Annotated in this window: 4 protein-coding genes; all 4 read left to right on the top strand. The window is 36.7% G+C overall.

Annotated elements, in window-relative coordinates:
- Window positions 1–450 precede the first annotated feature (450 nt).
- The gene (amaB, locus tag FLS47_RS16155; protein ID WP_149915363.1) at window positions 451–1,980 is read left to right on the top strand and encodes an L-piperidine-6-carboxylate dehydrogenase; all 1,530 of its coding nucleotides are present in this window, start codon (window positions 451–453) and stop codon (window positions 1,978–1,980) included.
- A gap of 25 nt (window positions 1,981–2,005) precedes the next feature.
- Window positions 2,006–3,292 (top strand): L-lysine 6-transaminase, encoded by a 1,287-nt coding sequence (lat, locus tag FLS47_RS16150; RefSeq protein ID WP_149915362.1) that lies wholly within the window; start codon window positions 2,006–2,008, stop codon window positions 3,290–3,292.
- Between the two features lie 124 nt (window positions 3,293–3,416).
- On the top strand, window positions 3,417–4,220 hold the full coding sequence (locus FLS47_RS16145; RefSeq protein ID WP_149915361.1) for a metallophosphoesterase family protein: 804 nt from the start codon (window positions 3,417–3,419) through the stop codon (window positions 4,218–4,220).
- Window positions 4,220–4,795 carry a hypothetical protein gene (locus FLS47_RS16140; protein WP_149915360.1) on the top strand — a complete coding sequence of 192 codons (576 nt, stop codon included), beginning with the start codon at window positions 4,220–4,222 and terminating at the stop codon, window positions 4,793–4,795. The genes FLS47_RS16145 and FLS47_RS16140 overlap by 1 nt, the downstream gene beginning before the upstream one ends.
- Window positions 4,796–4,917: the final 122 nt, after the last annotated feature.

Raw genomic sequence — 4,917 nt, 5'->3', positions numbered from 1 at the left:
GAATCCGCATCGCGCTTCTTCTTATATTTCGAGCATTACTGCTGTACTTAGCTTTTTTTTGTCTTCCCTTCGTTTCCGTCGGGACTGCAAAGGTAGAAACTTTATTTTAATCCGCAAATTTTATTTGTAGATTTTTTTTCGTTTTGTTTTTCCCGATTTCTCAGTTTAAACTGTCTCTAACCCCCGTATTTCATGTTCCGAAGAACCGTTCCTCCCTTGCGGAGTGGTGCAAAGATAGGAACATTTATATATCACTTCAAAGCTTTAGCGTGAATTAATTTTCTAATTTGAGTTAACTCGCTGGAAGATTGAAGGATAAAATTGTATTATCCTTTGACCTAACTCACTTTACATAAAACAACATATTAGCATTAAAATTCATTGTTATTATCTATAATTTGATCATAATTCAGTACATTTATATGAAAAAAGAATTTACGACAGCATAAAATGAATAAAAAAGAACTATCATCACTAAATATCTTAGAAAACAATTTAGGAACCTCTACTGGAACCAATTGGTTTGCGCATGGAAAGGGTATCCAGTCGTCGTCTCCAACCAATGGTCTATATATCGGTACCGTAACCACTACCACCAGAGAAGACTACGAAAATGTACTACAAGAAGCGGAAAAAGCTAAACTAATTTGGCGCGACATCCCAGCTCCAAAACGAGGTGAAATCATTAGACAACTTGGAGAGAGATTACGAAAGGAGAAAGCAATACTCGGAAAGCTTGTTTCTTACGAAATGGGAAAATCCTATCAAGAAGGTCTTGGTGAAGTACAGGAAATGATAGATATATGTGATTTTGCGGTAGGCTTGTCGAGACAACTCTATGGCAATACCATCCATTCCGAAAGACCAGGTCATCGCATGTATGATCAATATCATCCGCTAGGCATCGTGGGGATTATTACTGCTTTTAATTTCCCGGTAGCCGTTTGGGCTTGGAATGCAGCATTAGCTTTAGTTTGTGGTGATGTCGTAATTTGGAAGCCCTCTGAAAAAACACCTCTTTGTGCAGTAGCTTGTCAACATATCATTTCGGATATTTTAAAAGAGAATAATTTGCCAGAAGGAATTTCATCTGTTGTGACAGGTGATGCTGAGGTCGGAAAATGGATTGCAAAAGATGAGCGCATTGCTTTGGTATCTGCTACAGGTTCTACGCGAATGGGCAAACAAGTAGCAGTTACAGTCGCTAATAGGTTAGGAAAGTCTTTACTAGAATTGGGTGGTAATAATGCTATAATAGTCACACCCTCTGCAGATTTGAAAATGACCATCATTGGCGCAGTATTCGGCGCCGTAGGTACGGCTGGACAAAGATGTACGAGCACAAGACGTCTGATTGTACACGAAAATGTATACGACAAAGTCAAAGAATCACTAGTTGAGGCATACAAGCAAATCAAAATTGGAGATCCATTGGATAGTAATAATCATATGGGACCTTTAATTGATATGGCAGCTGTCGCAAGCTACCTGGATGCTTTATCCAAAATTAAAGAGCAAGGTGGAAATATTTTAGTTGAGGGCAAAGTATTGGAAGGCGAAGGATACGAGAGCGGTTGTTATGTAACTCCAGTTATTGCAGAAATAGAAAATCACTTTGAAATCGTGCAGCAAGAAACATTTGCGCCTATACTTTATTTAATCAAATATAGTGGAGAAGTCCAAAACGCAATTGAATTACAAAACAGCGTAAAACAAGGATTATCTTCTGCAATAATGACAACGAACTTACGTGAATCAGAATTATTCTTAAGTCAAAATGGCTCAGATTGTGGTATTGCCAATGTAAATATCGGCACTTCAGGAGCTGAAATCGGTGGAGCTTTCGGTGGTGAAAAAGAAACTGGAGGTGGTCGTGAGTCGGGATCAGATGCGTGGAAAGCGTATATGCGCAGACAAACAAATACCATTAACTATACAAAGAAATTGCCATTAGCACAAGGAATAAAATTTGATTTATAATACACTAACCAAGATAAACTACATTATGAACAAGACTCATCACATATTAGCACAACATATATTGGCGGATGGCATGCCATTTACGATGGATTTGAGTAAATCGTATAAATCTTATGTGGTAGACACCGAAGGAAATGAATACTTGGACATGTTCAGCATGTTCGCATCTTCTCCTATTGGCTACAATCATCCCTATATTTTAGAAAACAGCAAACAACTCGAAGCAGCCGCTATCAATAAGCTAGCACTTTCAGATGTCTATACAGACAGTTATGCAGCATTTTTAGAAACATTTGAAAGAGTTGCTATTCCCAAAGAATTGAGCTATGCATTTTTTATCGATGGCGGAACATTAGCTGTTGAGAATGCATTAAAAGTAGCTTTTGACTGGAAAACGAGATTGAATTTAAGTATAGGAATACATCAAGAGGCTTCACAAGTCATTCATTTCAAACAGGCTTTTCACGGGCGTTCGGGTTATACGTTGTCTTTGACAAATACCAAAGACCCTCGTAAGTATATGTATTTTCCAAAATTCGATTGGCCGAGAATTATAAACCCAAAACTTACTTTTCCACTTACCGATGACAGCATCGTTGAAACCATCGAAATAGAAAAGCAGGCTATTGTGCAGATAAATGAAGTGATTGCTAAAAATTCTGCCGATGTCGCGTGTTTAATACTAGAATCTATTCAAGCTGAGGGGGGCGACAACCATTTCCGCAAAGAATTTTTTCAAGAATTGCGTCGTATTTGTGATGAAAATGACATCTTATTAATCCTCGATGAAGTGCAGACGGGGATTGGTATGACAGGTAAAATGTGGTGCTACGAACATTATGACATTATACCTGATATTATTGCTTTTGGTAAAAAGACACAAGTCTGCGGTATCTTAGCAAATCGTGAAAAGATTGATCGTGTAGAAAAGAATGTTTTTAAAGAATCGAGTCGAATTAATTCCACATTTGGTGGCAATTTGGTAGACATGGTTCGTTTTAAATTGATTTTAGAAGTTATTGAAAAAGAGAATTTAGTCGCTAAAGCCGAAAAATTAGGACAATATCTTATAGAAAAAATTGAAGAATTACTTAGTGAAAATCCAAATCTTTCAAATCCAAGAGGAAAAGGTCTTTTGTGCGCCTTTGATTTTGACACTGTAGAAAATAGAGATGCATTCCTCAAACGAACATTGGAAAATAAACTTCTTATTCTCGGATGTGGCGAGAAAAGCGTTCGCTTCAGACCGCATCTTACCGTAACAGTCGAGGATATTGACAAAACTTTTGAGCTGGTAAGAAAAAGTCTATAAGACAAATAAGTCGTTTAGTTTCTGAACTAAACGACTTATTTTATCATCCAACTTTGACTTTTTGATTACTTTATTCAAAGTATAAAGATTTAATTTTGCAACTCACTAAAAATGGGTATTTTCTATGAAGTTGCATCTTTATTTTCTGCTCTGTTTCCTACTCTTTTTAAGTTCTTGCAAAAGAAATTTTCAATACTCTGTATTAGAGGTAAATCCAATTGCTGAAAATCTCAATCCTAAAGCCATAGCAAATATTCAACAAAAACAAATTGGCGATACCTTGAAATTTTTGATTATCGCGGATACTCAAGTTTCATATGATGAATTGGAAGATTTTATAACTTATTCCAACGCTCGATATTCACATGATGAGTTAGCTTTCATTTTACATGCCGGCGACTTTACGGATTACGGCGCCAATTTTGAATATAACTTGTATTATGACGAAGTCAAAAAATCAAATTTTTCGATCGTAGGTACAATTGGAAATCACGATATGCTGGCGAATGGACGAACCATTTTCCGCAAAATGTTTGGCGAAGAGTATTTCTCTTTTGAAGTGAATGAATACAAAATTATAGCTTTCAATACCAATGCGAGAGAAGTGAATTTTAATAATCAACTTCCAAATATGAATTGGTTAACAGACGAAATAAACAACGCTGCTAACAAAAAAATTATTTACTTGTCCCATGTTTCGCCTTACACGTCCGATTTTGATCCCGACTTGAGACATAAATTTCAGCAATTGATTGAAAATCATCCCAATTCTCTGCTATCGATTCATGGACACACGCATAATTTTGACATGAAACAAGCTGAAGAAAATGAATTAGTCTACCTCACCGCACCAACAATCAACAAAAGACAATATGTCGAAGTAAAAATATTTGGCAAGACCATGGAAATAACTCAAAAATTCTATTAATGCGCATCATCTTAATCTTGCTATTAATCATTAGCTATAAAGTTTCGTCGGGAACATCAGCGGACAGTACGCGCTCTATTTGGAAAAGAATAATGCCGAATAGTATCAATATGCAATTCGCGGGAAATATCGGAATGTTTTCGGCAGGTGTCAACTATATTTCACTCAACAAACGTTGGGAAGGAAACCTTTCTTATGGTTTTGTTCCTGCTAAGTATAGTGATAATGGGATTCATTCCACGACAGTCAAAGTACGCTATATTCCGCTGATGAAATCCTATAACCCTTCAACTGAAGTCAAATGGGTAAATGTGGGGATGTGGTTCAATTATGCCTATGGTGAAAAATACTTTTACAAATTGCCAGTCTATTATGATGCCGGGTATTACTATTTTCCTACAGCAGCAAATTTGGGGTTGACAATAGGAGGTGAATTTAGACATGACAAATGGGCGATTTACTACGATTTCGGAACGACAGATAAACGTCTAATCAATTTTGTCAAAAGTTCGAGTGCGATTGATTTTCACGAGATCTGGAATATCAGCTTTGGTTTAAGCTATTATTTAAAGTGAACTACCCATTTGCTAAAGACAAATGGGCTTCGGGCTTCACAGACTTGTGCTTTGTTGCCAAAGTCTTATTTGAGTCTCCGCCCGTGTAATCGCCAGTTCCTGACGATATTATTTTTAATCCT

This window comes from Sphingobacterium cavernae, assembly GCF_008520265.1.
GTDB classification, from domain to species: domain Bacteria; phylum Bacteroidota; class Bacteroidia; order Sphingobacteriales; family Sphingobacteriaceae; genus Sphingobacterium; species Sphingobacterium cavernae.
This window is presented reverse-complemented; position numbering and strand designations above follow the sequence as displayed.